The organism is Nocardioides sp. TRM66260-LWL, assembly GCF_020075545.1.
GTDB lineage: Bacteria > Actinomycetota > Actinomycetes > Propionibacteriales > Nocardioidaceae > Nocardioides.
Genome location: NZ_JAIQZK010000001.1, coordinates 770390 through 795843, shown reverse-complemented (window position 1 = coordinate 795843; position 25454 = coordinate 770390). Strand labels below are relative to the sequence as shown.

Here is a 25454-nt window from a genome sequence, read left to right as displayed (position 1 = left end):
AAGGAACGCTGCGCTGATGTCCCCACGAGTTGTCGCGGTCGACGTCGGATCCGTCCGGAGCAACTTCGCCTGGGCAGCCCTCGACCTGCCCGGCCGTCGACCGGTCGGCGAAGGAGGCAGCCACCCCGAGGGCGCGGCCCTATCGGTCCTCGAGGCGCTCGACGCCGGCGTGCCCGTGGCGCTCGGGTTCGAGGCTCCTCTGATGGTTCCGGTCAGCCCGGTCGGGCCCGGCGACGGGTGGCGGACGCTGGGGCAGGCGCGCCAGGGCGAGACCGTCGACGGCCGCCCGCGGCCTTGGTCGGCTGGCGCCGGCAGTGGCGCGCTGGCCACCGGGCTGGTGCAGATGGCGTGGGTGCTCGAGCGGGTCGGGTCCGGGTTCCCCGGGCTGCGGTGCACCACGCGGCCCGAGCCGTGGCTGGCGGGCGACGCCGAGCTGTTCGTGTGGGAGGCCTTCGTGTCCGGCACCGGCAAGCCTGTGCCTGCGGGGATCACCCAGCACGCAGCTGACGCGGCCGCGGCCGCCGACACGTTCGCCGAGCGTCTCGAGGACGGCTCACTGAGTGCCTCCGACGTCATGTGCACGCCGGCGTCGTCGTTCAACCTCGCCGCGGCGGCCGCAGCGTACGCCGGGTTGGCGATCGCCAGCACCGAGCTGCGCGACCAGGTGCAGGTCTACCGCACCCGCCCGGCCCTGCCGTAGGTCACCGCTGGCGGCCGCGGCTGGGCCGGGACCTCCACCTCGAACAGCACGATCCGCTGGGCGGGCTCGCACGCCCGTGCGAGGGCACGTCGCTCGGCCTCGGTGGCGACGAACAGGGTCAGGCCCCGGAATCGCGCGAGGACCTCGGCCGAGACCCTGCTGACGACCGGGCTGATGACTCCTTGCGGCATGTCGTGGACGAACAACGGCACCCCCATCGCCCACTCGGGCGTCGCGTCGCGCACCCCGACATAGCCGCGAGCCTCTCGTCCGACGAGGTCGACCGCCGGCGGTGTGAGTGCCTGCTGGCGGGCGAGTTTGGCCGCGATCGCAGCCAGGTGGCGCTCGTGCTCCGCGGCCGCCAGCTCGTCGCGTTCACGCCGGCGCGCGCTGGCTTCCATCTGGGCTCGTTCGGTGATGACGTGCTGGCGTGTGGTCCACACGGTCCGCGCAGCTGTCGGCAGTCGCAGGTACTTGCGCACCGCCACCTGGTGAATCCTGATCGTGCCGGCCAGAACGCCGGCGACGAAGGTCTCGAGGTTGACTGCTTCGGGGACCGGTCCCCACCAGCCGTGGCCGGGGCATGGGCCGGGCGCTCCGCCATCGTTCTCGCAGCGCCGGCGCGGGCACCAGGATTCGCGGAAGACGGCGGCTCCGTTGACGATCTGGGCATCGGCGGGCCCTGGTTCGGCGGGCACGGTGATCTGAATGGCTGGGACGGCTCCGATCCATGGTCGGTCGTCGTCGGTGACCCAGCACACCGGCACCTCGGAGGCCTGCATCCGCGACGTGCGCTGACGTAGCTCGTCGACGGTGATCTGGGCCAGTTGCGCCTCCCAGGCCATCCTCCTGGCGCCGTCGGGGCTGGTGGCCAGCACGTCGGCGCGCCAGCCGTCGCCGGCGACCTCGAGTTCGGCGTACCAGCCGGCCTCGCGGATCGCTGAGGCCAGCTGCAGCTTGAGCAGTCGGTGGGCCATGGTCTCGCCGACCAGGGAACAGGTTGGCGCGGCCCGGTCGTGGGCGAAGAACCGCAGTCCCTTGGGTGAGAGCTTGGGGTGAAGCCCGTGCCCACATTCGCGGCAGGTCAGGGGCGCGCGGGGTCGCGCTCGGTGGATCGTCTCCCAGGACGTCCCCTCGCCGAGCGGGTCAACGGTTGCGTCGAGCACGCCCGCCTGGGCGTGCTGCGCCGTCAGTGGCACGAGTCGAACTCTGCCGGAGCGGTCCGACAGATGTGGCCGGTTCAGTTGCGATTGAGCCCGTGACGGCGGGAGTCCAGCGCGTGCTTGAAGTGGCTCTCGGCCGCGTCGATCTCCCTGGTCGGGGTCGCAGGGTCGAACACCCGCAGCACCGACAGCCGGTAGCTCGAAGGGTCGAGGTTGCGGAGCTCGACGTTGCCTCCGTGGCCGTTGGTGGCGTATGCGGCCCAGCGCTGCCAGATGGTCTCGGCGCCGTCAGCCTTGCCGACGTAGTGGCGGCCGTCTCGGGTGTCAGTGATCAGGTAGATCCCGATGACGGAGGACAGCGCCGTTCGCCACGCGGCGTAGCGATGCTCACGGATGACGGCCTGCAGCTGGGGGTAGTCCAGCGTCAGGGCGTCGAACCCTGGGAACCGCACCGGCTCGGAGTCGGCGATCTCCATCACCGGGTACGCGGCCGCGGTGGTCGCGTTGATCCGCCAGGTGCGCGGGGAGCGCCACTGGATCACCAGCCGGTTCCGCAGGTCGGCCATCAGCTCGGAGTGCTCGAGGTGGAAGGTGCGCCGTAGCCCGTCGTGATCCGTCTCGCCGTGGTTCACCAGGACCGACCACAGCCGTGCACGATCACCGCCCTCGGGTCGGAACACGATCCAGATCCGGGGAGGCGCGGCCGGGAAGGTGCGGGTGTTGGCGGACTGGACGCTGGTGTAGGCGAGGATCTCGGCGTCGGAGGAGTCGCCGTGGATGCCAACGGTCCCGTCCTCGTGCTCGCGTACGTAGGCGTGCCGGATGACGAGGGCCTCGGCCGGGTCGAGACCCGCGCTGGCGAGGATTGCAGCGAAGGTCAGTGTCATCGGGGATCGTCCGTTCTGGGAGCGGCGGCTGGGGCCGCGGCGATGCTGAGCAGCACGTCGTGGCCGAGCGAGGCGTCGACGGTGACGTGCAGGCCGAGGTCGGTGATCCGGCCGTCCTTTGGGTGCCAGTCACGGTCCTCGCGGGTGCGGCCCAGGAGCGGGTCGAGCGCGTCGATCGTGGGCTTCCAGAGGGTCAGCCAGTTGCGCGGCGGCCCGACGACGAAGGCCAGCTGCAGCTGCACTGGGCCGGTGGGGATCTCCGCGGCGTGGGCCACGGCGGATCGGACCTGCTCCTTGTAGGCCGTCGTCGAGGTTGAGGCGGTGGTGCGGACCATGTAGGTCGTGCCGGGGCCGGTCGTCTCGTGCGCGGGCGCGGCGAGGACTCGTGAGGTCTCGGCGTGCCTCTTCGTGCACCACACCGCCACCAGGTCTTCGTTGCGGAGCCGGGTGGCCAGCGGGAAGGCGTAGTTGTCCAGGTCAGCCATGTCGACCAGGTCGCGCGTAGCCGGCAGCCCGACCTCGAGCAGCAGCGCCCATGGGCCGCTGCCCGTCAGTCGAGGCGGGACCAGCTGTGCGGTGTCCTCGAGGTAGTCGCGGAGCCGCACCTGGTCGGGGTCGGTCGACTTGTTCCAGCTGGCCAGGCGCGGCACCTTCCGGAGCACCGTGCCCTCTCCTTCCGGGCGGCGGTACCACTTCGGGGTAGTCACGGACGGTGGACCGTTCCGGCCTGGTCGACCCACCAGACCTCGATTTGAGCCGCGGCGAGCGACCCGGCGGTCTCGGCGTGCAGGTCGCGGTAGCGGGGGAAGTCCGGCAGGGCGATCACGCTGCCCCATGCCGGCTCCTTGCCGCGGAGCCGCATCGCGGCCAGCACTGCCTGGGAGTACCAGTGGCCAGCCTGGGTGCTCGGGCTGGTGCGCTTGGCCTCGCCGGCGCGAGCGGGGTCGGCGTAGTTGCGGCTGGGGAACCCCTTGACCTCCACACCGACGGTGAGGCCGTCGCGGGAGGCGATGACGTCGATGCCGTGCTCCTTGGTGCCGGTGTTGGCCACCGAGAGGATCCGCCAGCCCTCGCCGGCCAGGGCGGTGACCAGGGCCGCTTGGACGTTGGCCTCGGTGTGCCACTCCCCTCCCCCGAGCTCCGCTGGGGCTGCGGCGGTAGGTCGCGCGGCCGACGCAGCTGGCACCGGAGCGGCAGAGCCGGCGGGCAACGGCGTCGTGCGTGGTTCGACGTCGCCGGCGACCTCGAACCCCAGCGCGGCCAGATGCCGGCGCGCGGTGTGGGAGATGAACTCCGAGCGCGGGATGCCGGTAGCGACCTCGAAGGCCTGGACGGCGGGGAACCAGGTGTCGTTGACCCTCACAGCATGCTTGCGGATCGCGCCCGGGACTACCTCGACCAAGCGAGCCTCGACGTCCTCGCGCGTCAACTCGTGCCGCTGGCCGTTCAAGGTGAACCGAATCGCCGCACGGCCCTGACTGCTCATGGCCAGAAACTACGGCACCCGGCCGGCACAAGTGAGCCGGTTCAGTCTTCGAACATGTGTTCTACCCTAGATGTCATGGCGGGCGGCGGTTACGGGCGCGGGGCAGGCATCCCCTTGAAGGATCGTGTGCGCGTCGACCACACCGACCAGAACTCAGCGCGGCCTCCCGCAGCTGCAGCTGGTCCCGAGCATCCCGGGCGTCACTGTTGGGTCAGCGTGCCCGGCGACGCGTCGCAGCCGCGGCCAGGACTACTCCTGGAATGGCGGCGAGCGGGGCACCTGTGGGAGGGCAGGGTCGTCTACGTTGCGCAGCTGCGACCAGGCCGCTGGGCCACGGTCGAGGAGTGGATCCCGGCCGAGCTGCTCACCACCGAGTGAGCGCCGACGTGTCTGCCAACCCGCCGAATAACGACGCGTGGCGGCCGTACGGCGACGTGCGGTTCGTGCTGATCCGGAACACCGGCCGGCTCAAGCCGTCACGGGGCCTCATCCTCGACTGGAAGCGCGAAGGCCGGCGCTGGGAGGCCCTCGTGGTCTGGCACGACGACGCCGCGCTCAAGCCGGTCGTCAAGATGGACTGGCTGCGGATCGAGGACCTGATCCCGGTCCCGGTCGACCCGAACTGGACCGGTCCCGACCACTGACCCTTCGCGGCGTTCAGGACCGTGCAGCGAAGGAGTCCCGCAGGTCCTCGCCGCACTTGGGGCAGACGCCCGCACGCTTCATCGTCTCCTCGTCGCGCAGCGTGCCCGGCTCCAGGTAGACGATCTCGCGCTGGGCGGCACGGCCGTGGCGGTTGATCCGCTTTCGCGGGTTCGCCTGCTGCGTCCAGCCGACGTAGTGCCGGATCGCCGTGGCCGAGAGAAAGCCGTCCTGGTCCTGCTGAGGCGGGACGGCCGCGTACTCACTGCTCACCGACTTCACCACCTGCGGAGTCTCGTAGTGGAGCACGTAGACGTGTCCCTCGATCTCAGCCAGCGGCCGCCCGTGCTTGGCGACGACATCCTGTTCCCACGACATGGCGCTGAGTCTTGCAGCGGGATCCGACACACGTCCGTAGAACCGCGATGACCCGCTCCGCCGAGCTGAGACGCCCGGCCGGAAGGACGGATTCAGGGCAACCTCGAGCTCGCCGACCGCGTTCTGGTCGTCGAGCTCCTCGAGCGCATCGTCGGCTCAATCGGTGCGAGGTGCGTTGGCCCAGCTGAGCAGGTCGGGTGCTGCGTCCAAGACGCGCTCGACGCTGACGGTCCACATCCAGTCGACGCGGACAGCCGGCGGCTGGGTGGTCAGGGTGATCATGGGCGGTTCCTTCCTGTGACGTTCGGGCGGCTTGGGTTGGGTGTTGCTCCCGAGTGCGGTTCCTGGTCGACGTCGCCGGCCGGGCCTAGGAACTCTCAGCAGAGTAGGTGCCGATTCCGACGCGAATCGGGTTATCCACAGGGGGCCGGCGGAGGGGTCATCGCCGCGGTGTGGCGGACGGTGATGCACCCGCAGGGACCGCCTGCGGGCCGGACCGCACGGGACCGGGGACGAACGACTCGTCGACCGGGTCTGCGCCGTCGCCGGCGGCCCGGGCGGCGTGTGTCATGACGTCGGCGATGACGTCTTGAGCGTTGGCGACCGCGCTGGCAGAGCCGAGTCGGATCAGCTGGTTGACGCCGGTGGACGCCACGCTGCTGACGGGGCCGGGGACGCCCATGAGGGGCCGGTGCAGGTTGGTGGTCCAGTGGGCGGTGTTCATCGCGCCGCTGCGTACGGCTCCCTCGACGACCACGGTGCCCTCGGCGAGGCCGGCGGTGATCCGGTTCCGCGCCAGGAAGCGGGTCCGGGTTGGTCCGGCGCCCGGAGGTGCTTCCGAGACGACCAGGCCGCGTTCGGCGATCGTCTCGAGCAGTTGGGCGTGCGCGGCCGGGTAGGGCCGGTCGACGCCGCCGGGCATGACTGCGATGGTCGGGCCGCCCGCGAGGAGGGCGCCGCGGTGTGCGGCCTGGTCGACGCCGAACGCGGCGCCGCTGATGACGGTGTGGCCCATCGTCGCGAGGTCGCGGCTCAGCTCGGTGGCCTGTTCGGTGCCGTAGCTGGTGGCGGCTCGTGAGCCGACGACCGCGACGGCGTTGCCGGCGAGGTGGCGCAGGTCGTGTGATCCGAGGACCCACAGGCCGACGGGTTCACCGCCGCAGTCGTGGAGGGCGCCGGCGTCGCGGAGTGCGCCGAGCTGGGTGGGCCACTCGGCGTCGCCGGGGATGATGAAGCGGATGCCGCGGGCGGCTGCCTGCTCGAGGACCTGGGCGGGGTCGACGCGGCCGAGTTCCTGGGCGATCCCGAAGCCCCAGTGGGACTCGACCTCGGCCGCGGCATCGAGGTAGCCGAGGACCTTGCTGGCGCCGAGCTCGCTGACCAAGCCGGTGACGCGGAGGTCGCCGGGCTCGATCGCCCGACTCAGGGTCACTCTGGCGAGCCGGTCGGCCTCGTCGACGTCGCCGCTCATGCCTGGCCTCCCCACAGCAGCTCGAGGTCGGGTTCGTGGATGACGTCGAGGCGCTTGTCTGGGGCGTAGGCCGCGGGCTCAGGCACCACTAGGCGGCGCAGCTGGCGCTCGGTGGCGCTGGGCTGGACCGGGGCGATCGGGTCGGTGTCGTCGTGGTTCATGGCGGTTTCCTCCTTAGCGGCCCGGTGCGGGGCGGTCGGTGGTGGGCCGGGTGCCCGGTAGGTCGGGCTGCTGGCTCGGAGGCTGGGGGACGAAGGACTCGTCGAGCTCGCCGGCGAGGTCGCGCATGTGGCTCTGGTACCTCTCCCACTCGCGCGGGTGGATGCCGTTCTGCAGGGCAGAGGCGACGATGGCGGCCATGGAGTAGGGCCGGTCGGCGGGGACCTGGTCCAGCGCGCACCAGGCCTTGGCACCGTCGCCGTGCAGCCAGCTGGCGAAGCCGAGCATGGAGGCCGGGGCCGCGCGGACCTCGTCCGGCGCGCGACGAGTGAGGTCGTTCCAGATCACCATGTGGGAGGTGTGGTTCTCCCGGCTCATGTCCTCCCAGAGCGCGTCGCGGGTGCTGATCGTCTCCAGCGCGACGAGCATCCGGGCCCCGTCGACGTCGGAGAGCCGGTTGCCGTCGGAGTGGAACTGCTCGAGGCGGTCGAGTGCCCAGTCCTGCTCGACGACGGGGCTGCTGGCGGCGGCTGCTGCTCGAGCTGCGGGGATCAGCTGGGCGATCGGCTCGCGGTCACCGACCATCGAGGCCGCCAGTGAGGCGCGGTTGGCCGCCGGCTGTGCGGCGCCGGTGAGCACGGTCGCGGCCGCGATCCGCTCGGCGGTCGCCTGGGTCTGCAGGCCGCTCTGGCCGGTGTTGAACTCCCGCCAGCGCTCGCCGTCGGACCACAGTCGGATGTGGGTGGTGATGCCCACGGTCTCGAGGCGGTTGGACAGGTGCTGGCTGGCCAGCTCGGCGCTGCGGCGGTCCTCGGTGAAGCAGAGGATCGCAAGCCGGGCTCCGGGGCGGGCGTGACGGCCGTAGGGGCCGCTGACGGCGTCCCAGACCGCCTCGCGGTCGGCGGCGTTCGTCGGGAGATCGACGCGGGTGATCGGCAGTCCGGGCCGGAACGGCACCAGGACGATCGACTCCTCGGGCTTGAAGCCCAGGACGTGGGGCACCGCGGCGAGCAGCTCGTCCGGGGACTGTACGACGAGATCCATCGGAGCGAACCTCCTTACGGTCTCAGCTGGCCTGGGCCGGGCGGGTGGTGCGCTCGATGCGCGCGGAGACGTACTTGAGCGAGACACCGACCTCGCCGAAGCGGTTGTCGACGACCACGACGTCCTTGGTGCGCTTCTCGCCGGTCTCCTTGTCCGGCCAGCTCTCGGTGCGCTCGAGGCCGTGGACGAAGATCGGGTCGCCCGATCCGCAGCTGTCGTGGACGTGGGTGGCGGCCGAGCCGAAGATCTTCACGTTGTGCGCGGTGGGCTCGTCGTTGACCCACTCCCCCTCGTCGTTCTGCACGCGCCGGTTGACCAAGACCCGGCAGCTGACGAACGGCTTGTTCTCGCGGGTGTAGAGCAGCTCGGGAGCCTCGGCCAGGTTGCCGGCGAAGGTGACGGTGGTGGACATGACTTCCTCCTAGGTGACGGCGAGACGGGAATCGGTCCCGCAGTCACCTAGGTGCGATTGGTGCTCCGCAGCGATCAGCTCGGGGGAAGATTTCGTCCACCGTCTCGTTGATGCGTCGCCTGATCAGGTCGCCGTTTCTGACTCCACGTGTCGGACCGTCCGGGCAGGATGGCGGTGTGGACCGCTTGAGCAACGATCACCGCACCGCGACGCCGGCCGGCGACCGTGGGGCTCGGCGCCAGCTTGAGAAGGTTGCCGACCGGCTCTTTGCGGATCTCCGGTCGCACGAGCGTGCCGAGTGGGTGGCGATCAGCACGGGCATGGCACCTGCGCTCGTCGTAGCCACCGGCTCCAGGCTCCTGACGATCTCCATGATCGGCAGATCTACTCAGGCGATCGAACGCCCCTTCACCATCGTGTTGGGGAAGAAGCGGCTGATCGGGCAGTCGGTCGACGTCATCGACGCACGCGGGCTTTGTCTCAGCCTGCTGCTACAGGAACCAGACCTCCGCGCGTTGCAGATGACCGGTGGGGCCAGCTCACGGCCTGGATCCACCACCCAGGCGCCTCCCCCACAGCCGTCGGCGTCCGCCCATCCCGCGGCTACGGCTCCTCCTCCCGGCTCCACGGGCGCGTGGCGATGGGGGCGGCCAGTCACGAGCTGGCAAGAAGCCGAACTTCTTGCAGCGGCGCACATGGCGGATCTCGGGTTCAGCGGAGCTGTGGTCACACCAGGCGGAGCAGACGCAGGACTCGACGTGGTTGCTCACGACGCTGCAGCGCAGGTGAAGTATCACGAGGGCCCCACGGGCCGACCAGACATTCAGCGGCTCATCGGGGCGGCCCACGGCCTTAGGAGTCGGATCTTCTACGCCTCGAGCTACACCACCGCGGCGATCCTCGAGGCGGACCGGCTTGGGGTTGCGCTCTTCCAGTTCACGCCTGAGGGGCTCGTCGTCGCCATCAACGACGCGGCGCGCGCCATTGCGCCGAGATCTCCGACGCCCGATCAGAGGACTGCGTTCGGGGCGCTGACCTTCGAGTCGCGGCAGAACCGCGCCATCCGCTGGTCACAGCAGATCGAGGCCGCGACCAAGGTGCCGATCAGTGATCGGAAGCGCCGTGGCGCGAAGCAGCTCGTCGAGCGCCAACGTGCCTTGGAGCTGATGCTGCACGGTCTCGAGCAACTCAGGGACAGCGCCAACCCGCTCTACAAGAAGCGGCGCAAGGAACGCACCCTGTCGGAGGCCGAGAAGACGCTCAAGCAAGCAGCAGCCGTGCTCCGCCTGCAGCTCAAGTGACCTGCCTCGCGCCTACCGCGCGGGCCGGCGCCGCGGCGGTCGGTTGCTGAGCTTCTGCGGAGGTGGAGGCAGCTCGCGGCCGAGCCGGCGACGGGAGTCCTCGGCCGCGGCGATGACCGCCTCCTGGGCGAACGCAGACCGGGCGAGCATCCGGCCGAGCTCCTGGCGATCGGCGACCAGGGCGTCCTCCACCGTCTCCATCGTCGAGGCCGGCAGGTCGTGCTTCTTGTTGAAGCTCTTGCGGGTCACGCTGACCAGCGCGGGATGGTTCTCGCCGGCGGCCGCGAGCTCGGCCCGCTGTTGGGGCGAGCGTCGGGCGTGCAGCTCGAGCGCCTGGGCGAGCCAGCCGACGAACGAACCGGGCGACTCGGGATCGGTGTCCAGGTCGGCGACGTACGCCGAGCGGGCGAGGTCCCACACGCCGGGCTTCCAGTAGATCCCGACCGGGATCGTGGTCTGGCTCGTCACGCCACCACCACCTCAGCCACTCCCCTGCCCCGCGTGCCGGGAGCGATCGCCGGCGAGCTGCAGCGGCTAACACCAACGCCGCTGCATTCCCGGGCGGGGCCGTGTGCAGCCGTTCCCACTCTCGCTCGATTCCTTCCGTCCAGACAGCTACGAGGTGCAGCTGCGCCGCGCCGCCGCAGCGGAGTCCGCGCCCGGTGAGAGCAGGGGTTTTCCCCACCCTCCGGACGTGCCCACCTTTCCACAGGTTCGCCCTGCGGCCCGGTAGGTGTCGGCCCCCGTTGGGAGACTAGGTCATGTCAGTTCTTTCTATTCTACCCATGGAGGACAGCAGCATGACCGACACCATCCAGGCCCCCGCCGACAGCGCCGCCGAGGAGGCCACCGAGGCCGTCCAGTCCGAGGAGTTCCTGTACCTCGACCCCGCCGCGATCATCATCGGCACCAACGTCCGCACCGACCTGCGGCCCGACCACAAGGAGTTCCGCAAGTCGATCAAGGAGCGCGGCGTGCTGGAGGCCGTCACGGTCTACCGCGACGAGGACGGGCAGTACGTCCTGCTGCGTGGCCAGCGGCGTACGGTGACCGCCGCCGAGGTCGGCACCCCGACCGGCCTGATCCCGGCCCGGGTCGTGCCCCAGCCCGCCGACGCCGACCGGATCGGTGACCAGATGGTCGAGAACATCCACCGGGCCGGGATGCGCGAGGCCGAGATTGTCGCGGGCGTGGAGCAGCTGGCCCTGCTGGGCGTGAGCGCCGCGCAGATCGCCAAGCGCACCAGCATCGACCGCCCGACCGTAAACGCTGCCCTGGCGGTCACCAAGGCCGACCAGAGCCGCAACCGGCTCGACTCAGGCGACCTGACCTTGGAGGAGGCCGCGATCTTCGCCGAGTTCGAGCACGACCCCGAGGCCGTCGAGCGGCTGGAGAACGCGAAGCGGTGGCGGCGCTCGCTCGCCCACGAGGCCCAGCGGCTGCGCGACGAGGCCGCCGAGCGCGAGGCCGACGCCGCCGAGGTCGAGCGCCTGCGCGCCGGGGGCCTGCCGGTCCTGACCGCCGAGGAGGTCGAGCAGGCCGACGAGGTGCTGCGCATCGAGCGGCTGGTCACCGAGGACGGCGAGCCGCTGGCCGAGGAGGAGTGGCCCAACGTCCCCGGCGCTCGCGTCCAGGTCGTCAAGGAGTGGGTCTACCCCGAGGACGAGTACGACGAGGAGAGCGAGGACGGCAGCGACGAGGAGAGCGAGGACTACGAGCCCGCCGAGCCCTACCAGCAGTACGTGCCGGTCTGGGTCGTGACCGACCTCGCCGCCTCCGGCCTGCGTCGTCGCGGCGGCTCCGGCAGCAGCACCGCCGACAGCAGCGACGAGGGCGAGAACGAGGAGGAGGCCGAGGCGCAGCGCGAGCAGCAGCGCCAGGAGCGCCGCCGCGTGATCGCCAACAACAAGGCGTGGGCGAGCGCGGAGACGGTGCGCCGCGAGTGGCTGGCCGGGTTCGTGGCCCGCAAGACCGCCCCGAAGGGAGCCGAGGCCCTGATCTGCGAGGCCGTCGTCACCGGCCACCACTCGCTGAGCAAGGCCATGGACCACCGCCACCCGATGCTGTTCACCCTGCTCGGCGTCGAGCGGCCGACCGGCTACTACGGCGCTGGCCATGACGAGTGCCGCAAGATCGCCACCAAGGCGAGCACGCCGAAGGCCGCGACCATGACCACGCTCGCGGCGGTCGTGGCGGCGTGGGAGGCCACGACCGGCAAGCACTCGTGGCGCAACCCGAGCGCGTGGGATGCCCGCGTGCTCGGCGCGCTCGTGGAGTGGGGCTACCAGCCCAGCGAGGTCGAGCGAATCCTGCTCGGCGAGGAGCAGCCGACCACCGACGACGACGCCAGCGACGCCGCCGACGACAACGCCGACGAGGCCAGCGACAGCGCCGCCTGACCCGTCGCCCCCTCCCCCACCCGAGGGCGGTTCTCCCTGTGGAGAACCGCCCTTAGTAGAATAGAAACCATAGAATGAACTCAGTTCGTTTGATCCGCTACCCGGGAGGACCCCGACATGTCACACGAGATCGAGACCCACGGCACGCAGGCCGCCGCCGTCTTCGCCCGCAAGGACGCCTGGCACCGCCTGGGCACCACCGTCCGCGACCGCGCGTTCACCGCCGAAGAGGCCATGCGACTCGGTCACCTGGGCGGCTGGGACGTCCGCAAGTTGCCGCTCACCACCGCCGAGGTGAGCGAGGGCGGCGTCACCGCGATCGAGGTCCCCGGCTTCGCCACGGTCCGCACCAACCCGTTCACCGGCGAGCCCGAGGCGCTCGGCGTCGTGGGCGGCGGCTACACACCGCTGCAGAACGAGGACCACGCCGAGTTCCTGAACCTGCTGGCCGACGAGTCCGGCGCGATCTTCGACACCGCCGGGTCGCTGCGCGGCGGTCGGCAGGTGTTCATCACCATGCAGCTGCCGGACTCGCTCACCGTGGGCGGCACCGACCGCGTCGACCTGAACATCGCCGCACTCAACAGCCACGACGGCTCCAGCGCGTTCCGCATCCTCGTGACCCCGGTCCGCGTCGTGTGCGCGAACACCCAGAGCGCGGCCCTGCGCAACCACGAGTCGTCGTTCTCGATCCGGCACACCCGCAACGCCAAGGCCGCCGTGCAGGCCGCCCGCGACGCGCTCGGCCTGACGTTCACCTACGTCGACGCGTTCCAGGTCGAGGCCGAGCGGCTGATCCAGCAGACCATGACCGACGCCGCGTTCGACGCCCTGATCGACGCCACGTTCGGCAAGGCCGAGGCCAGCGCCACCAAGCGCGTGCGCGAGACCGAGCGCCGTCGCCGCTCCCGGCTGCACTGGCTCTTCGCCGACGCCGACACGCAGGCCGGCATCCGCGACACCGCGTGGGCCGGCTACCAGGCCGTCGCGGAGTACGTCGACCACTACGCCCCGGTCCGCACCAAGGGCGACGAGAAGACCGCCCGCGCCACCCGCGTCCTCACCAGCGACGACCCCGACCGGATCAAGCGCCGCGCCTGGACCGCGCTGGCCCTCGCCTGACCGTCCGTCCCGCAAGTCCTCCGGTGGCGGGCTGAGACCCCGAGTCCGGCCCGCCACCGGCCCAACGGAAGGAGGAGCCATGACCGACACGACCACCACCCGCGAGCAGACCGACAGCCCGACCGACGCCGCCACGGTCGAGTGGCACGCCGTGGACGCCGACGACCGATGGCCGGGGCGCTGGACCGCGCACACCGCCAGCGTCCACGCGCACGGGCGCACCTACCTGATCCGGATCACACCCGGCGACTGCACGACCTACCTCGCGCCGGGCTTCTACGCCGACGTGGACGGCGGCTACGGCCAGCGCTGGGGGATGCGCACCGCGACGCTCGACGAGGCCATGCGCCGCGCGGTCGAGGACGTCCTGCGATGAGCCACCCGACCGCCACCCCCGCCGACATCGCGGCCAGCAGCGCCAAGGACCGGCACACCCTCAGCGAGACGGCCTGCGACCTGATCGTCATCGAGCACCGGCTGCGCGACGTGCGCCGGTGGACCCCCGAGACCGCCCGCGCCCACCTGGACGCGGCCCTGTCCAGCGTCGCCACCGCGCTGGACGCCCTGCACGCCGAGTACGCCACCCGCACCACCGAACAGGAGCAGTGATGACCGAGCAGACCCAGCCGGACCCGACCGGCACCGTGATCAGCGAGCGCGACCAGCGCCGCATCGTCGCCGCCATGATGAAGATGCCGTACGCCGCCAGCAGCCGCGTCCCGAAGCCGTGGACCGCGATGGGCGAGGAGGTCACCGCCGATGCCGTCGTGGCGTTCCTCGACGGCCTCGCCGAGGTCCTGACCAAGGTCGGCACGGAGAACGACCAGCACCGACGCCGCCTGTTCTCCCTCGAGGCCGACGTGCAGGCGTTCCGCCGCCTCATCGGCACCGCACCCGCCGAGGTGACCCCGTGAGCGCGCACATCGAGTGGCTGGCCGCCCGCGAGACCAGCGTCCAGGTGTTCACCCCCGGCGAGGACTGGGTGGGCGCCGGTGAGCACCGCCAACCGGTCCTGACGCTGGCCGGAGACGACGTGGTGGCGATCCAGGGCACGCCCGCCGAGTTGCGCGCGCTCGCCGCACGGATCACCGCCGTGGCCACCGCCGCCGCTGGGCGGCTCGACCTCGCCGCCGCGACCGCCCGGGAGGACCAGCCAGCATGAGCGACGACGACGCCACCCTGCGTGCGCTGGAGGCCCGCGCGACCCCCGGCCCCTGGACTCCTGCCGGTGACAAGATCCGCGCCACCGCCGCCGACGCCCTGATCCCGGACAACATCCTCGTCGCCTACGCCGGTGCTCACTGGCAGCGGCTCGGCTTCAAGACGTACCCACGCGGGGGCGACGTTCCCGAGCACGCGCCCGACGTGGAGTTCATGGCCGCTGCCCGCACCGCGCTGCCCGACCGCCTGGACTGGCTCGACCGCATCCGTGGCCTTCACGCCCAGTGGGGCGAGCAGGCACCCGAGGACGCGGACGGCTACCTCGACCTATGGGAGACACTCGGTCGGCTCCTCGACGGCGAACCCGGCTGACCCACTCCGACCGCAAGGACGCCCGCAGCGCTCATCGCTGCGGGCGTCCCTTCTGCGTGGGCGTCGCGCGTCACCACAAGGTCAGCTGCTCGCCCAGCAGCTCCTGGAGCCGAGCGAGGTCGTCGGCTACGAGCTGCGGGTCCTCACGCGCCAGGTCTCGCAGTTCCCGCGCACGTCGACGCGGGCCGCGCGGGTCGGCCAGCGGGCTGTACGGCAGCCGCCGCTGCACCGACCACTCACGGCGGTTCTGCGCCGCGCTCGACACCACGACGTGGTCCGGCGCGATCCGCTGGCACAGCGGGTTGTGGCAGCGGTGCCCCAGCAGCCGCGCCTCCGCGAGCGCGTCAACGCCGTGCATGACTGCGTACGCGAACCGGTGGGCGATGATCACCCGCCCCGGCGCGTACCAGAACCGGCCATGGCCACCGCCGTCCGTGCGCTCCCGCTCGGAGCGACCGGCCACCGCCCCGGTCCACCACAGACACTCACTGCCCGGCACCGTGGCTACCTTCGCCCGGTACCGCGTGAGCACCGCCGGGTCTGCGATCGCTGCCGCGACCGCCGCGAGGCCGGCGTCATCCAGCCGACGTACCGGCACCCGCTCCCCCACTCCCGGCCGACGCCAGCGCCGCGCCGTCGTCGCCCGAGTCGTCGCGTACGTCGCCGCTCGGCTCGCCGTCCGCGTTGGCGAGCCGCCGCAGCCGCGTCGCCTCCCGCACGGTGACCGTCTCGCCGCACCACTCCACGGCCTCGCCCAGGGACAGCCCCTCGACCTCGGTCAACTCCCGCAGCGCCTCACCGGCGCGCTTCTCGGTCTCGGCCACCGCCGCGTCCCGCTGACCGATCGCGACCATGACCTGTTCGGCCAGGTCGATCACCCGGCGCTCGCGCTCCTCGCGCTCCTTGCGCCGCTTCTCGGCCATCTCCCGCGCCGTACGCCGCGCCTGCTGCTTGATCGTCTGCTGACTCATCCGGTCCTCACTCCGTGTCGACATGGACTCTGACAGTCACCTACGACAAATCCCGGTGCCCGTGCGATCACCACCGGCCAAGAAACTTCCGAACCCGACGCACTCGACCCCCGAACCAGCCCAGCCAGAACCCAGCCCGACCCATCCACCCCAGCCAGTCCGAACCCGACGACCTCGCCGTCACCGACGCCCCTCAGCGTCCCCCCAGATTTCCGCGACCTTCCAAGTGCCACACACCTCTTGCATTCTCGGCCAGCAGAATAGAAAGAACACACCAGAAATCCGGCCGGAAGTGATCGCACCGCGCGCCCGCGCGCACGTAGGGGACCGTGACGATGAGCCTCCACAAGCTGACGGCGGGGTCGGGGTACGACTACCTGACCCGCCAGGTCGCAGCGCTGGATGCCACCGACAAGGGCCACACCGGGCTGGCGAGCTACTACACCGAGAAGGGCGAGACCCCCGGGGTGTGGGTCGGCTCGGGCATGGAGGGCCTGGAGGGCCTCGACGCCGGCGACATCGTCACCGCCGATCACATGCAGAGCCTGTTCGGCTCCGGTCACCACCCGCTGGCCACGCAGCGGACCAAGGATCTGGACCTGCGCATCGGCCGCGAGGGAGTCGACCGGCCGACCGAGGCGGACTACAAGACCGCCCGCCAGCTCGGCACGCCGTACAAGGTCTATGAGAACGACATCAGCCCGTTCCGGATCGAGGTCGCCAAGCGCATCGCCGCCCTCAACGAGGCCGCCGGCCTGCCGGGCGACTGGCCGGTCCCCGCGGCCGATCGGGCCAAGGTCCGCACCGAGGTCGCGGCCGAGTTCTTCCGTGCCGAGCACGGCCGGGAACCCGCCGACGCCCGCGAGCTGGCCGCCACGATCGCCAAGCACTCCCGCCCCAAGACCAACGCGGTGGCCGGCTACGACCTGACCTTCTCGCCGGTCAAGAGCGTCTCGGTGCTGTGGGCGATCGCCGACCCGAAGACCGCCGCGGTGATCGAGCGGGCCCACCAGGCGGCGATCAAGGACGCCCTGGCCTTCATCGAGTCCAAGGCGCTGTTCACCCGCCGCGGCACCAACGGCGTGCGCCAGGTCGACGTCCGCGGTCTGGTCGCCACGGCGTTCACCCACCGCGACTCCCGTGCCGGCGACCCCGACCTGCACACCCACGTCGCGGTGGCCAACAAGGTCCAGACCCTCGACGGCAAGTGGCTGGCGATCGACGGCCGGCCGCTGCACAAGGCGGTCGTCTCGGCTTCGGAGACCTACAACACCGCGCTCGAGCGGCACCTGGTCGACGCCCTCGGCGTGCGTTTCGAGGAGCGGCCGAACGAGGACGCCCGCAAGCGGCCGGTGCGCGAGATCGTCGGCGTCGATCCCGAGCTGAACCGCCGGTTCTCCAAGCGCCGCGCCAGCGTCGAGGACCGCCGCAAGGTCCTCGCGGCCGCCTTCCAGGCCACCCACGGGCGGCCGCCGACGCCGGTGGAGACCATCCAGCTGTCCCAGCAGGCGACGCTGGAGACCCGCGAGGCCAAGCACGAGCCGCGCTCGCTGGCTGAGCAGCGCGAGACCTGGAACCGCGAGGCCGTCGAGGTCCTGGGCACCCCGCAGCGGGTCAAGCAGATGGTCCACGGCGCCCTCAACCCGAAGGGCGCGGCCCGGTCCCTGGCCGACTCCGCGTGGTTCGCCAAGACCACCGACCGGATCGTGTCGACGATGGAGGGCGGGCGCAGCACCTGGCAGTACTGGCACGTCTACGCCGAGGCACAGCGGCAGGTCAGGGGCGCCAACGTGCCGACCAACCAGGTCTCCCAGGTGGTCGACCTGCTGGTTAGCGAGGTCCTCGACGGACGCTCGGTGAGCATGGCCCGCCCGTGGGACACGATCAGCGAGCCTGCCGAGCTGCGCCGCGCCGACGGCGCCTCGGTCTACACCCAGAGCGGCGCCGAGCTGTTCACCTCGAGCAAGGTGCTGGGCGCCGAGGAGCGCCTGGTCGCGGCCGCCGGCCGCCACGACGGGTACGCCGTCTCGACCGACTCGGTCGACCTGGCGCTGCTCGAGTCGACCGCCAACGGCATCACCCTCAACGCCGGTCAGGCCACCTTGGTGCGGGAGATGGCCACCTCCGGGGCACGGCTCCAGTTGGCGATCGCGCCCGCCGGGTCGGGCAAGACCACCGCGATGCGGGCGCTGGCCAGCGCGTGGGCTGACGGCGGCGGCACGATCATCGGCCTCGCGCCGTCGGCCGCGGCCGCCGACGCCCTGCGCTCCCAGATCGACACCCAGACCGACACACTGGCCAAGCTCACCCACTCCCTCGAGCAGGCCCGCGAGACCGGAGCCGCGATGCCGGACTGGGTCGCCGGCATCGACTCCTCCACCCTCGTGGTCATCGACGAGGCCGGCATGGCCGACACCCTCTCGCTGGACGCGGCGGTCTCCTACATCCTCGAGCGCGGCGGCAGCGCCCGGCTGATCGGCGACGACCAACAGCTCTCCGCGATCGGCGCCGGCGGCGTGCTGCGCGACATCCGCGCCACCCACGGGGCGCTGCAGCTGACCGAGCTCGTCCGGTTCAAGGACCCCGCCGAGGGCGCCGCCTCGCTCGCGCTGCGCGAGGGCAATGCCGAGGCACTCGGCTTCTACCTCGACCGCGACCGGGTCCACGTCGGCGACCTGGCCACCATGACCGAGGACGTCTTCGCCGCCTGGCAGGCCGACCGCGCCGCCGGGCTCGACTCGATCATGCTCGCCCCCACCCGCGACCTGGTCAGCGAGCTGAACCAGCAGGCCCGCGCCCACCGCCTCGAGGGGATCAACCCCGCCGACGTCGCCGCCAATGGCCCGGTCCGCCGACTCGCCGACGGAAACGAGGCCTCGATCGGCGAGCTGATCATCACCCGCGAGAACAACCGCCGGCTGCGCACCTCAGCCACCGACTGGGTGAAGAACGGCGACCGCTGGACCGTCCTGGAGATCCACGACAGCGGCGACCTGACCGTCCAGCACACCCAGCACGGCCGCACCGTGCGGCTGCCGGCCGACTACGTCGCCCGCTCCACCGAGCTCGGCTACGCGTGCACCGTGCACACCGCCCAGGGCGTCACCGCCGACACCATGCACGGCCTAGCCACCGGCACCGAGTCGCGCCAGCAGCTCTACACGATGATGACCCGCGGCGCGCACGCCAACCACGTCTACCTCGAGATCGTCGGAGACGGCGACCCGCACTCGGTGATCCACCCGACCCTGGTCCGGCCGCTCACCCCCACCGACATCCTCGAGTCGATGCTGGCCCGCGACGACGCCCAGCGGTCCGCCACCAGCCTGCTCCGCGAGCAGGCCGACCCGGCCACCCGGCTCGGCGAGGCCTCCCAGCGCTACCTCGACAGCCTCTACGTCGCCGCCGAGGACCTGCTGCGCCACCAGACCATCACCGCGGCCGACGGCACGACGGTCAACATGGTCGACGCGCTCGACAGCGCCGTCGAGACCCTGGCGCCCGGGGCTCTCGGAGGAGGCGGCGTGGCCGACCCTGCGGGCCCACCTGCTGTTGCTCGGCGCCGCCGGAGAGAACCCCGTCGACGCGCTCCGCGCCGCCGCCGGCGACCGCGAGCTGGAGACCGCGCACGACCGCGCCGCGGTCCTGGACTGGCGCCTGGACGCCTCCGGGCTACGCAACGCCGGTGCCGGACCGCTCCCCTGGATGCCCGCGGTCCCGGCCCGCCTCGCCGAGGACCCGCACTGGGGCGCCTACCTCTCCCAGCGTGCTCACCTGGTCACCGAGCTCGCCGACCAGGTGAGCACCCGCGCGACCGAGCAGGCCGACAAGGGTGCGCTGCCGGTGTGGGCCCAGAACGGCATCCGCCCCGAGTCCGCCACCATCGCCGACGTCGAGGTCTGGCGAGCCGCCATGCAGGTCCCCGGCGACGACCGGCGACCGACCGGCGCGCCGCAGCTGCAGAAGATCTCCGCGACCTGGCAGCGGCGACTCAACAAGTCCGTCACCGGAGACCACACCCCGGCGCTCAAGGAATGGCGCCAGCTGCTCTACTCGCTGGCCCCGCAGGTCCGCGACGACGAGTTCACCCCGCTCCTGGCCGAGCGTCTCGCCGCGATGTCCCGCGCAGGCGTCACCGCCCACGAACTGCTGCGCACCGCCACCGCCCCCGACCACCCGGCCGGCCCGCTCCCCGACGAGCACGCCGCGGCGGCCGTGTGGTGGCGCATGGCCCGCCAGCTGACCCCGGCCGTCGCCGCCCAGATCGGCGACGGCTCCCACGGCGAGAGCGTCACCACCGAGTGGACTCCGCGCCTCGTGGAGTTGTTCGGTCCCGAGCGCGCCGCGAGCATCCAGGCCAGCACCTGGTGGCCCGCTCTTGTCTCCAACGTGGACCACGGCGTTCAGCGCGGCTGGCAGGTCGAGGCCCTGCTGGGCGCCGGCCGAGCGATGCCCAGCGACGGCTGGGAGGGCGTCGACGAGTGCCAGGCGCTGGTCTGGCGGACCTCGATCGCGCTGGAGACCGCCCCCGACGAGCACGCGCACGAGGTCCACTTCGACGAGCCGCCCGCCGACCTGTGGGAGGGCGTCGAGCCCGACCCGGCGGCGTTCGTCGACCACCCCGACGACGCCCAGTGGCCACTGGCCGAGGACCTCGAGCCGCCCGCCGACGTGGTCGACGAGCACCTGGTCGACGCGGTCGAGGAGGACCTGGTCATCGATGTCGACGAGGACCAGTACGTCGAACCCGACCTCACTCTGGCCGCCTACCTCCGCGACCTCGGCGGCAACCGCCTGGAGCCCACCGAGGCCGACATCCGGCTCATGTACCAGCGGGCCGAGGAGTGGCACTCCTCCCCCGTCACGCGTGAGCGCATGGTCGAGATCAACGAGCTCACCCAGGCCTTCTTCGAGTCCCGGTTCACCGACTCGTGGGGCCGCGACTACCTCACCGGCCGGTTCGGGATCGACCTCGCCGGCGACGCTCGGTTCCGTCCCGGCCAGGCGCCGGCCGGGTGGACCAACCTGGTCGACCACCTCCGCGGCCGCGGCGTCAGCGACGCAGAGATGCTGGCCACCGGCGTCGCCACCGAGGCCAGCACCGGCCGCCTCATCGACCGGATTCGTGACCGCGTGATGTTCCCGGTGATCCACCAGGGCGAGGTCCTCGGCTTCGTCGGCCGGCGGCGCCCCGACCTCACCGACGCCGACAAGGCCGGACCGAAGTACCTCAACACCGCCGACACCCCGCTGTTCCACAAGGGTGCGCAGTTGTTCGGCGTCGTCGACGAGCTGCTCGCCGAGGGTGCCGTCCCGGTGATCGTCGAGGGCCCGATGGACGCCGTCGCCGTCACGATCGCCAGCGCCGGCCTTTACCTCGGCGTGGCCCCTCTCGGCACGTCCCTGACCGACGAGCAAGCCGCCCAGCTGGCCGCCGTGGGCCGCGACCCGATCGTGGCAACCGACGCCGACCTGGCTGGCCAGGTCGCTGCCGAGCGCGACTTCTGGATGCTCACGCCGCACGGCATGGACCCCGGCTTCGCCCGGTTCCCCGACGGCCTCGACCCGGCCGACCTGCTGGCCCAGCGCGGTCCGGCCGCGCTCACCGCCACGGTGGCCAGCGGACAGCCCGCCTTCCGGGCCCTCGGCGACCAGCTCCTCACCGAGCGGCTCGACAACCTCGCACCCGAGCAGGCGCGGGTGGCGGCCATGCGGATCCTCTCGGCCCGTCCCAGCCGGGCTTGGGAGCCGGGTGTCAACCAGGTGCGGGCACGGCTGCAGCTGTCCCAGCTGCAGGCCCGCCGCGACCTGCGCGACGCGGTCAAGACCTGGGATGCTGACCCGCGGAAGGCGGCTCTGGCCGAACTGCACAAGAGCAGCGGCGTCCGCGCTCGTCTGGCGGCCGCGGCCGACAAGACGCCCGCCGAACGGTGGGCGCCACTGGCCCGCGAGCTCGACCCGCGCCTGCTCGAGCAGGGCGACTGGCCGGCCACCGCAGCGATGCTGCAGCAGGCCCACGAGCAGGGTCACGACGTCGGTGCCGCCACCCGTGCGATCGTCACCGAGAAGCCGCTGGGCGACAGCCCCGCCCGCGATCTGCGCTACCGGATCGTCTCCCGTTTCGAGCTCCCAATCGACGGCAGCGAGGGCGCGTCGGCGCCGACCGCGTCACAGGGAGCAGCGCGCGACCGGGAGGACGCCAACCGTCCGCGGCCGCCGCGGCGCGACGCTCCGCGCCGCTGACAGCGTCCGCCCTGAGCGGCCCTCCGCACTGGGCAACTCAGGCACCGGTTCGGCCCGTTCTCTCGAGTCGCCTATCTCCGTCGGCCGTCGTCACTAGGGTGGTTCCACGTGTCGTGTGAATCGCCTCTGCCGGTGGCTCAGGTGGCACGCCCTGGCGTCTGAGAATCCGGAGAACCCCCTGCCGTGTCCGTCCTGTCCAGCTTCGTGTGGAGTGTTGCCGATACCCTCCGGGGTCCGTACGCCGAGGCAGAGTACGGCTCGGTGATCCTGCCCTTTACGGTCCTGCGCCGATTGGAGTGCGTCATGGGCCCGCACCGCGAGGCGATGGCGGAGATCGTCGCGCAGTACCAGGGAGAACAGCAGCGGCGAACCCACCTGAAGATAAGGACGCGCACGGCGGACTCCGCCGGGCTCTCGTTCTGGACGACCAGCGACTTCACACTGAAGAAGGCCCTACAGGATCCAGACAACCTGGCAGAGAACCTGATCGATTACGTCGGCGGCTTCTCCGCCAACCTCGATGTCTTCAAGTCCTTCGACTTCGAGAACGTGATCCGCACGCTCGACTCACGCGACCGGCTCGCGCAGGTCACTCGCCACTTCGAGCGGATCGACCTGTCGCCCGACGAGGTCTCCAACGCCGACATGGGTGACCTGTTCGAGAACCTCATCTACCGGTTCGCGGAGTCCGCCAACGACGGAGCCGGGCAGTTCTACACGCCGCGCGACGTCGTGCGGCTCCTGGTGGACCTGGTCTACGCCGAGGACACCGAGGCGCTGCGCGATCGCGGCACCGTTCGGTCGATTTACGACCCGACCGTCGGCACTGGCGGCATGCTCACCGTCGCCGACGAGCACCTGCACGGCCTCAACCCGGACGCATCGACCGCGCTGTTCGGGCAGGAGATCAACCCGCGCACCTACGCCATCTGCAAGGCCGACCTGCTCATCAAGGGTCAGGACCCGTCGAACGTCCGCCAGGGCGACACGCTAGTCGTCGACAGGTTCGAGGACCGGCGCTTCGACTACGTGCTCTCCAACCCACCGTTCGGGACCGACTGGAAGGCCGTCGAGTCCGAGGTAAAGAACGAGCACGCACGTGGGGGTCAGGGCCGGTTCGCTCCGGGGCTGCCGGCTGTCGGCGACGCCGCGATGCTGTTCCTGCTGCACGTCGCATCCAAGATGCGTGACGTCGACGAGACCGGCCGCGGCGGCAAGGCCGGCATCGTCCTCAACGGCTCGCCGCTGTTCAACGGCGGCGCTGGCTCCGGCCCCTCGGAGATCCGCGGGCACATGCTCGAGAACGACCTGGTCGAGGCGATCGTCGCGCTGCCGAACGACATGTTCTACAACACCGGTATCGCCACCTACCTGTGGATCCTGTCGAACTCCAAGCCCGCAGAGCGCAAGGGCACCGTCCAGCTGATCGACGCCACCGGGCTGGGCTCGAAGCTGCGGAAGTCGATCGGCTCCAAGCGTGTGGAGATCTCCGAGAAGGACCGCAAGGACATCGTTCGGGCATTCGCCGGTCTGGAGAATGCGGGCGGTGGGGCTGAGGTCCCGGTGAAGGTGTTCGGCAACCGTGACTTCGCGTACTGGAACGTCACCGTGGAGCGCCCGCTCCAGCTGCGCTTCGAGTGCACCTCGGAGACGATCAGCGCCGTCGCGGAGCAAAAGACGCTCGGCAAGATCGACGGTCTGCATGAAGCACTCGAGTCCTTCGGCGACGCGGTCAACCTCAACCGCGAGAAGTTCAACAAGGACATCGGCATCCATCTACGTGACCAGGGTGTCAGCCTGACAGCCGCGCAGCGCAAGACCCTGTGGCAGACGATCGGCGTCCACGACGAGACAGCCGACTACTGCCGAAGCACGTCGGGCAAGAACAAGGGCGAGATCGAGCCTGACCCGGCCTTGCGCGACACAGAGAACGTCCCGTTCGGCTGGGGTGGCTACCCCAAGACGCACGAGGCGCTCGAGGAGACCGTGCAGGCGTACTTCGATGCCGAGGTGAAGCCTCACGTCGACGACGCCTGGATCGATTGGGACAAGACCAAGACCGGCTACGAGATCCCGTTCACACGGCACTTCTACGCCTACGAGCCGCCCCGGCCGCTCGAAGAGATCGACGCGGACCTCGAGCGAGTCGTCGGCGAGATCATGACCCTTCTGCGTGAGGTGGAGTCGTGAGCGTCGTAGTCGCAGATGCCGTCGCCGAGCGCGTTCACAAGTGGCTTGGGGACATTCCGGCGGGTTGGACCGGGGCTCGACTCTTCGAGGTCGCAGATGCATGGACGAGCAACGTCGACAAGCACTCGGTCGAGGGGCAGCCTTCGGTCCGGCTCTGCAACTACGTGGACGTCTACAAGAACGACTCGATTGTCGACTCGCTCGACTTTATGGCGGCCACCGCGACCCGGGAGCAGATCAGGAAGTTCCGCATCCGGGTCGGAGACACCCTCATCACCAAGGACTCCGAGACCGCCGACGACATCGGCGTACCTGCCTTCGTCGAGTACGAGGCCGACGACCTCATCTGCGGTTACCACCTCGCGATCATCCGGCCCCACACGAAGAAGGTCGTTCCCAAGTTCCTCTACTGGACACTCGACTCCGAACCCATTGCGCGTCAGTGGGGCGTCACCGCGGCCGGCGTCACCCGCGTCGGGATCAGGAGTACCGATCTCAACAAGGTCACGATCCCGCTTCCATCGCCCGACGAGCAGCGCGCCATCGCCGATTTCCTGGATCACGAGACGGCCCAGATCGACGCGCTCGTGGCCAAGCAGGAGGAACTGATCCGCCACCTCGAGGAGCGCCGGCTTGCGGTCATCACCACCACGACGCTGACTGGCCTTCGGGGCGAGGAATCTGGCGAGCACGACGTCACACGATGGGGGAGTTCGCTGGCCGTCGAACCGTGGCTCGTGAGAGCGCCACACACCTGGGGCATGGAGCGGTTCAAGACGGTCTGTCTGCCCCGGGAAGAGCGCAATGTCGCGGGCACCGAGTTGATGTTGTCGCTGACCGTCAAGGGGCATCTGATTGATCGGTCGACGATGGCGGTTCAGCAGAACGCCTCAGACGCTTCGATCCCTCGGTACTTCGTCGCTCGTCCGAACGATCTCGTCGTGAATCCGATGTGGCTCATTGGCGGTGCGATCGGAGTTTCCGACAAGCGCGGAGCCGTGAGCCCGGACTATCGGGTCTTCGAAATCGCGGACGTGCTCGACCCCTGGTACCTCAACGCTGTGCTCCGTTCTGCCCCGTACTTCGATCAGTACCGGCTGTACACCCGGTCCAACACGACATTCGACCGAAGGATCAAGCAGAACGATCTGGACAACCTGCCGATCCCGATCCCTCCGATGGATGAGCAGCGGGTCATCGTCGCGCATATCAACGAGCAGACCACGCAAATCGACGCCCTCATCTCCAAGACCCAGGAGCACATCGCCCTCGCCAGGGAGCGGCGCTCGGCGCTGATCACGGCGGCGGTGACCGGGCAGATCGACGTTCGGACAGCACGGAAGGCGAGCTGAG

27 protein-coding genes are annotated in these 25454 nt (G+C 70.8%); 14 read left to right on the top strand and 13 right to left on the bottom strand.

Annotation, left to right across the window (positions count from 1 at the left end; genetic code table 11):
* Positions 1-16: 16 nt before the first annotated feature.
* A complete protein-coding gene (locus K8Z61_RS03805) occupies positions 17-700 on the top strand; it encodes a hypothetical protein (RefSeq protein WP_224126729.1) in 684 nt (227 codons plus the stop codon).
* On the opposite strand, the gene K8Z61_RS03800 is transcribed toward K8Z61_RS03805, so the two are convergent.
* From K8Z61_RS03800 to K8Z61_RS03785, 4 genes are read right to left on the bottom strand one after another with little or no spacing between them, the layout of a single operon-like run.
* The gene (locus K8Z61_RS03800) at positions 673-1899 is read right to left on the bottom strand and encodes a hypothetical protein (RefSeq protein WP_224126728.1); all 1227 of its coding nucleotides are present in this window, start codon (positions 1897-1899) and stop codon (positions 673-675) included. The two genes, K8Z61_RS03805 and K8Z61_RS03800, sit on opposite strands and share 28 nt — an antisense overlap.
* A gap of 41 nt (positions 1900-1940) precedes the next feature.
* Positions 1941-2750, bottom strand: a complete 810-nt coding sequence (locus K8Z61_RS03795) for a GIY-YIG nuclease family protein (RefSeq protein ID WP_224126727.1) — start codon at positions 2748-2750, stop codon at positions 1941-1943.
* On the bottom strand, positions 2747-3457 hold the full coding sequence (locus K8Z61_RS03790) for a hypothetical protein (RefSeq protein ID WP_224126726.1): 711 nt from the start codon (positions 3455-3457) through the stop codon (positions 2747-2749). The genes K8Z61_RS03795 and K8Z61_RS03790 overlap by 4 nt, the downstream gene beginning before the upstream one ends.
* Complete coding sequence (locus K8Z61_RS03785; RefSeq protein WP_224126725.1) at positions 3454-4236, bottom strand: hypothetical protein; 783 nt, start codon at positions 4234-4236, stop codon at positions 3454-3456. The genes K8Z61_RS03790 and K8Z61_RS03785 overlap by 4 nt, the downstream gene beginning before the upstream one ends.
* Positions 4237-4622: 386 nt before the next feature.
* Here K8Z61_RS03785 and K8Z61_RS03780 point away from each other — a divergent pair, with 386 nt between their 5' ends.
* A complete protein-coding gene (locus K8Z61_RS03780; protein ID WP_224126724.1) occupies positions 4623-4880 on the top strand; it encodes a hypothetical protein in 258 nt (85 codons plus the stop codon).
* 13 nt (positions 4881-4893) lie between these two features.
* Here K8Z61_RS03780 and K8Z61_RS03775 read toward each other — a convergent pair whose 3' ends face one another.
* The 6 genes from K8Z61_RS03775 to K8Z61_RS03755 all read right to left on the bottom strand — a co-directional run bounded on the left by K8Z61_RS03775 (position 4894) and on the right by K8Z61_RS03755 (position 8342).
* The gene (locus tag K8Z61_RS03775) at positions 4894-5256 is read right to left on the bottom strand and encodes a hypothetical protein (RefSeq protein WP_224126723.1); all 363 of its coding nucleotides are present in this window, start codon (positions 5254-5256) and stop codon (positions 4894-4896) included.
* A gap of 156 nt (positions 5257-5412) precedes the next feature.
* Positions 5413-5538 (bottom strand): hypothetical protein, encoded by a 126-nt coding sequence (locus K8Z61_RS18805; RefSeq protein ID WP_263430402.1) that lies wholly within the window; start codon positions 5536-5538, stop codon positions 5413-5415.
* Between the two features lie 157 nt (positions 5539-5695).
* Entirely contained in the window at positions 5696-6727 is a 1032-nt protein-coding gene (dprA, locus tag K8Z61_RS03770) for a DNA-processing protein DprA (RefSeq protein WP_224126722.1), read from the bottom strand.
* The gene (locus tag K8Z61_RS03765) at positions 6724-6888 is read right to left on the bottom strand and encodes a hypothetical protein (RefSeq protein WP_224126721.1); all 165 of its coding nucleotides are present in this window, start codon (positions 6886-6888) and stop codon (positions 6724-6726) included. Before K8Z61_RS03765 ends, dprA begins: the two co-directional genes overlap by 4 nt.
* Positions 6889-6901: 13 nt before the next feature.
* Entirely contained in the window at positions 6902-7930 is a 1029-nt protein-coding gene (locus tag K8Z61_RS03760; protein ID WP_224126720.1) for a DUF4192 domain-containing protein, read from the bottom strand.
* Between the two features lie 22 nt (positions 7931-7952).
* Positions 7953-8342, bottom strand: a complete 390-nt coding sequence (locus tag K8Z61_RS03755; protein WP_179648674.1) for a single-stranded DNA-binding protein — start codon at positions 8340-8342, stop codon at positions 7953-7955.
* Between the two features lie 110 nt (positions 8343-8452).
* Between K8Z61_RS03755 and K8Z61_RS03750 the strand changes: the two genes are divergently transcribed.
* Positions 8453-9643 (top strand): restriction endonuclease, encoded by a 1191-nt coding sequence (locus tag K8Z61_RS03750; protein ID WP_224126719.1) that lies wholly within the window; start codon positions 8453-8455, stop codon positions 9641-9643.
* A gap of 12 nt (positions 9644-9655) precedes the next feature.
* On the opposite strand, the gene K8Z61_RS03745 is transcribed toward K8Z61_RS03750, so the two are convergent.
* Positions 9656-10111 carry a hypothetical protein gene (locus K8Z61_RS03745; protein ID WP_224126718.1) on the bottom strand — a complete coding sequence of 152 codons (456 nt, stop codon included), beginning with the start codon at positions 10109-10111 and terminating at the stop codon, positions 9656-9658.
* Between the two features lie 332 nt (positions 10112-10443).
* On the opposite strand from K8Z61_RS03745, the gene K8Z61_RS03740 reads away from it, so the two are divergent.
* The 7 genes from K8Z61_RS03740 (at position 10444) to K8Z61_RS03710 (ending at position 14697) form a co-directional block, all read left to right on the top strand.
* A complete protein-coding gene (locus tag K8Z61_RS03740; protein WP_224126717.1) occupies positions 10444-12042 on the top strand; it encodes a ParB N-terminal domain-containing protein in 1599 nt (532 codons plus the stop codon).
* 117 nt (positions 12043-12159) lie between these two features.
* Positions 12160-13164: a DUF932 domain-containing protein gene (locus K8Z61_RS03735; RefSeq protein ID WP_224126716.1), complete on the top strand. Its 1005-nt coding sequence runs from the start codon at positions 12160-12162 to the stop codon at positions 13162-13164.
* Positions 13165-13243: 79 nt separating this feature from the next.
* The gene (locus K8Z61_RS03730) at positions 13244-13540 is read left to right on the top strand and encodes a hypothetical protein (protein ID WP_224126715.1); all 297 of its coding nucleotides are present in this window, start codon (positions 13244-13246) and stop codon (positions 13538-13540) included.
* Positions 13537-13773, top strand: coding sequence for a hypothetical protein (locus tag K8Z61_RS03725; protein WP_224126714.1), 237 nt, complete (start codon positions 13537-13539; stop codon positions 13771-13773). The genes K8Z61_RS03730 and K8Z61_RS03725 overlap by 4 nt, the downstream gene beginning before the upstream one ends.
* Positions 13773-14078, top strand: a complete 306-nt coding sequence (locus K8Z61_RS03720) for a hypothetical protein (RefSeq protein WP_224126713.1) — start codon at positions 13773-13775, stop codon at positions 14076-14078. Before K8Z61_RS03725 ends, K8Z61_RS03720 begins: the two co-directional genes overlap by 1 nt.
* Entirely contained in the window at positions 14075-14326 is a 252-nt protein-coding gene (locus K8Z61_RS03715; protein ID WP_179648666.1) for a hypothetical protein, read from the top strand. The genes K8Z61_RS03720 and K8Z61_RS03715 overlap by 4 nt, the downstream gene beginning before the upstream one ends.
* Positions 14323-14697: a hypothetical protein gene (locus K8Z61_RS03710; RefSeq protein WP_224126712.1), complete on the top strand. Its 375-nt coding sequence runs from the start codon at positions 14323-14325 to the stop codon at positions 14695-14697. Before K8Z61_RS03715 ends, K8Z61_RS03710 begins: the two co-directional genes overlap by 4 nt.
* Positions 14698-14767: 70 nt before the next feature.
* Here K8Z61_RS03710 and K8Z61_RS03705 read toward each other — a convergent pair whose 3' ends face one another.
* Both K8Z61_RS03705 and K8Z61_RS03700 read right to left on the bottom strand, forming a co-directional pair.
* Complete coding sequence (locus K8Z61_RS03705; RefSeq protein WP_224126711.1) at positions 14768-15160, bottom strand: hypothetical protein; 393 nt, start codon at positions 15158-15160, stop codon at positions 14768-14770.
* A gap of 112 nt (positions 15161-15272) precedes the next feature.
* Positions 15273-15620, bottom strand: coding sequence for a hypothetical protein (locus tag K8Z61_RS03700; protein ID WP_224126710.1), 348 nt, complete (start codon positions 15618-15620; stop codon positions 15273-15275).
* A gap of 383 nt (positions 15621-16003) precedes the next feature.
* Here K8Z61_RS03700 and mobF point away from each other — a divergent pair, with 383 nt between their 5' ends.
* The 4 genes from mobF (at position 16004) to K8Z61_RS03680 (ending at position 25453) form a co-directional block, all read left to right on the top strand.
* Positions 16004-20539, top strand: coding sequence for a MobF family relaxase (gene mobF, locus K8Z61_RS03695; protein ID WP_224126709.1), 4536 nt, complete (start codon positions 16004-16006; stop codon positions 20537-20539).
* Positions 20493-21911, top strand: coding sequence for a toprim domain-containing protein (locus K8Z61_RS18800; protein ID WP_308116748.1), 1419 nt, complete (start codon positions 20493-20495; stop codon positions 21909-21911). Before mobF ends, K8Z61_RS18800 begins: the two co-directional genes overlap by 47 nt.
* 183 nt (positions 21912-22094) lie before the next feature.
* A complete protein-coding gene (locus K8Z61_RS03685; RefSeq protein ID WP_224126708.1) occupies positions 22095-24101 on the top strand; it encodes a class I SAM-dependent DNA methyltransferase in 2007 nt (668 codons plus the stop codon).
* Positions 24098-25453 carry a restriction endonuclease subunit S gene (locus tag K8Z61_RS03680; RefSeq protein ID WP_224126707.1) on the top strand — a complete coding sequence of 452 codons (1356 nt, stop codon included), beginning with the start codon at positions 24098-24100 and terminating at the stop codon, positions 25451-25453. The genes K8Z61_RS03685 and K8Z61_RS03680 overlap by 4 nt, the downstream gene beginning before the upstream one ends.
* Position 25454: the final 1 nt, after the last annotated feature.

What these genes read in the sequence shown, in the direction of transcription:
- K8Z61_RS03735 (WP_224126716.1), top strand. Translation starts at nt 12,160, where the DNA reads ATGTCACACGAGATCGAGACCCACGGCACGCAGGCCGCCGCCGTCTTC.
- K8Z61_RS03765 (WP_224126721.1), bottom strand. Translation starts at nt 6,888, where the DNA reads ATGAACCACGACGACACCGACCCGATCGCCCCGGTCCAGCCCAGCGCC.
- K8Z61_RS03700 (WP_224126710.1), bottom strand. Translation starts at nt 15,620, where the DNA reads ATGGCCGAGAAGCGGCGCAAGGAGCGCGAGGAGCGCGAGCGCCGGGTG.
- K8Z61_RS03755 (WP_179648674.1), bottom strand. Translation starts at nt 8,342, where the DNA reads ATGTCCACCACCGTCACCTTCGCCGGCAACCTGGCCGAGGCTCCCGAG.
- K8Z61_RS03750 (WP_224126719.1), top strand. Translation starts at nt 8,453, where the DNA reads ATGCGTCGCCTGATCAGGTCGCCGTTTCTGACTCCACGTGTCGGACCG.
- K8Z61_RS03775 (WP_224126723.1), bottom strand. Translation starts at nt 5,256, where the DNA reads ATGTCGTGGGAACAGGATGTCGTCGCCAAGCACGGGCGGCCGCTGGCT.
- K8Z61_RS03785 (WP_224126725.1), bottom strand. Translation starts at nt 4,236, where the DNA reads ATGAGCAGTCAGGGCCGTGCGGCGATTCGGTTCACCTTGAACGGCCAG.
- K8Z61_RS03740 (WP_224126717.1), top strand. Translation starts at nt 10,444, where the DNA reads ATGACCGACACCATCCAGGCCCCCGCCGACAGCGCCGCCGAGGAGGCC.
- mobF (WP_224126709.1), top strand. Translation starts at nt 16,004, where the DNA reads ATGAGCCTCCACAAGCTGACGGCGGGGTCGGGGTACGACTACCTGACC.
- K8Z61_RS03710 (WP_224126712.1), top strand. Translation starts at nt 14,323, where the DNA reads ATGAGCGACGACGACGCCACCCTGCGTGCGCTGGAGGCCCGCGCGACC.
- K8Z61_RS03805 (WP_224126729.1), top strand. Translation starts at nt 17, where the DNA reads ATGTCCCCACGAGTTGTCGCGGTCGACGTCGGATCCGTCCGGAGCAAC.
- K8Z61_RS03730 (WP_224126715.1), top strand. Translation starts at nt 13,244, where the DNA reads ATGACCGACACGACCACCACCCGCGAGCAGACCGACAGCCCGACCGAC.
- K8Z61_RS18800 (WP_308116748.1), top strand. Translation starts at nt 20,493, where the DNA reads ATGTACCAGCGGGCCGAGGAGTGGCACTCCTCCCCCGTCACGCGTGAG.
- K8Z61_RS03795 (WP_224126727.1), bottom strand. Translation starts at nt 2,750, where the DNA reads ATGACACTGACCTTCGCTGCAATCCTCGCCAGCGCGGGTCTCGACCCG.
- K8Z61_RS03760 (WP_224126720.1), bottom strand. Translation starts at nt 7,930, where the DNA reads ATGGATCTCGTCGTACAGTCCCCGGACGAGCTGCTCGCCGCGGTGCCC.
- dprA (WP_224126722.1), bottom strand. Translation starts at nt 6,727, where the DNA reads ATGAGCGGCGACGTCGACGAGGCCGACCGGCTCGCCAGAGTGACCCTG.
- K8Z61_RS03725 (WP_224126714.1), top strand. Translation starts at nt 13,537, where the DNA reads ATGAGCCACCCGACCGCCACCCCCGCCGACATCGCGGCCAGCAGCGCC.
- K8Z61_RS18805 (WP_263430402.1), bottom strand. Translation starts at nt 5,538, where the DNA reads ATGATCACCCTGACCACCCAGCCGCCGGCTGTCCGCGTCGACTGGATG.
- K8Z61_RS03720 (WP_224126713.1), top strand. Translation starts at nt 13,773, where the DNA reads ATGACCGAGCAGACCCAGCCGGACCCGACCGGCACCGTGATCAGCGAG.